The 2,093-nt window shown below is 74.5% G+C and carries 1 protein-coding gene and 1 pseudogene; both read right to left on the reverse strand.

Translation table 11 applies throughout. From position 1 onward, the window contains the following. Positions 1–154 precede the first annotated feature (154 nt). Positions 155–1,427: pseudogene (locus tag SSNG_RS02535) on the reverse strand (glycosyltransferase). Beyond that, a partial coding sequence (locus SSNG_RS02540) for a glycosyltransferase (protein ID WP_042800426.1) occupies positions 1,424–2,093 on the reverse strand: 670 nt, incomplete at its 5' end. The pseudogene SSNG_RS02535 and the gene SSNG_RS02540, both read right to left, overlap by 4 nt.

Consider the following 2,093-nt stretch of genomic DNA (forward strand, 5'->3'; position numbering starts at 1 on the left):
GGAAGTCCGGCTCATCGCGTCGGGTGCGGGCCCGCTCGGGAGAAACGGTCCGCGCCCCCACCTCCTTCGGGCGATCGGTACTGCGCGGAGACCGGTCCGGTGGTGACGGACCGGAGGGGTTCGTCGGACGGAGCAGGCGGACGAGGCAGGGGGCTCACGTCGTCGTTCCGGCGGCCACCAGGCGTCCGGCGAGCACGGAGCGGTAGGACCGTTCCGTGGCCGCGGCGACCTGGGTCCACCCACAAAAGACTCAGGACGCGCTGCCGCCCGGCAGCCCCGTACGCACGGCGTACCGTGTCGTCGGCCAGCAGCTCGGCGGTGGCCGCAGCGAGCGCGAGGACGTCCCCGGGCGGCACGAGGCGTCCGGTCTCGCGGTCGGCGACGGTGTCCTGCTGGCCGCCGACGGCGCTGGCCACGACCGGCCTGCCGCACGCCATGGCCTCCAGCGGCACGATGCCGAACGGCTCGTAGTCCGCCGGGCACAGCACGACGTCGGCGCTGCGCAGCAGGGCCGGCACGCGGTCGCAGGGCACCGCGCCGACGAAGCGCACGCGGTCGAGCACGCCCGCCCCGCGGGCGATGGCGCGCAACCGCCGCACTTCGAGGTCGGAGTCGAGACGGCCGGGAGGGGGGCCGCCCGCGATGACGAGCTCCGTCTCGGGCAGGCGTGCGAGGGCGGCGATGGACAGGGCCGCCCCCTTGCGGGGGACGAGCCGGCCGAGTTGGAGCAGCCGGTGGCGGTGGGCGGTGCCGCGCTCGGCGAGCGGTCCGTCCGGCTGGAACCGCTCGGTGTCCACGCCGCACGGGACGACGTCGGCCTTGTCCTGCGGGATGCCCATCCTGGCGAGTTCGTCGACCTCGTCGCGGCATGTCGCCACGACCCGGTCGCAGCCGAATCCGACCTCCCGCTCGCAGTCGATGCGTGCGGGCGGACTGGTGTCGGCGGTTCCCTGGTGCCGCCGCTTGACGGTTCCCAGCGCGTGGTAGGTGTGCAGCATCGGCAGGCCGAGCTCCCGGGCGGCCGCCAGCGAGGCGATCCCGGACATCCAGAAGTGGGAGTGGACCAGGTCGGGTGGACCGGTCGCCTGCCAGTGGCGCTTCAGGTGGTCTGCGAACTCCCGCATGTGCGGAAGCAGTTCGTCCTTGGGTAGCTGTTCGGCCGGTCCGGCGGGCACGTGGTGGACCGTCACGCCCGGGCGCAGCCGGCTGGTCGCCGGCAGGTCCCGGGCATCGCGCCTCGTGTACACCGTGACGCGGTGACCGCGGTCGGCCAGTGCCCCGGCGAGGCAGGCCACGTGCACGTTCTGGCCGCCGGCGTCGACGCCGCCGAGCGTCGCCAGGGGGCTGGCGTGCTCGGAGACCAGGGCCAGCGACAGGGGCCGGAGCCGGTGGGGCGGCCGCGTCGGACGGGCGGTGGTGGGGGTCATGACCGTACCTCCGTCATCAGGCGCTCCCAGTCGGCCAGGAAGCGTTTGAGGCCGTACCGTTCGAGCGCGGCCTGCCGGGCGCGCGCGCCGTCCTCGGCGGCGGCCTGGGGTTCGTTGAGGTAGTGGACGACCGCCCGGGCCAGCACCTCGGGCCGGGTGGACAGCACCCCGGTGCCCGGCAGCACGGCCTCCACGGCCTCCGTGGCGGCCAGTGCCACGACGGGCATGCCCAGGTGCATGGCTTCCAGGAGCGACAGTCCCAGCGAGGTCCAGCGCACGGGGTGCAGGTACACGCGGCGCCCGGCCATCGCCGTGTGCAGCTCGCGCTGGGGCAGCTCGTAGGCGCGGCACCGCTCTTCGGGCAGGCCCAGGTGCCGGGCGATGCCCTGGGTGCGCATGCCGAAGACGTCCAGCGGCGCCGCCCGGGCCAGCTCGGGCAGGAGGTCGGTTCCGGTGTGCCGGCCCCGCCTGATCGGTTCGTTCGTCACCACGGCCGCGCGGGGCAGCTCGCCGGTGTAGAGGTGCCCGGGGTCGACGATTCCGTGTTCGATGACCTCGGTGCGGGTGGTGCCGTTGTCCCAGAAGAGCCGGTTGAAGTGGGTGACGTGGACGAGCGTCAGGTCCTCGCGGTCCGCGCAGGGATGGCGGGTGCGCGGCACGTCGCCG

Origin of the sequence: Streptomyces sp. C (assembly GCF_000158895.1) — a bacterium.
GTDB lineage: Bacteria > Actinomycetota > Actinomycetes > Streptomycetales > Streptomycetaceae > Streptomyces > Streptomyces racemochromogenes.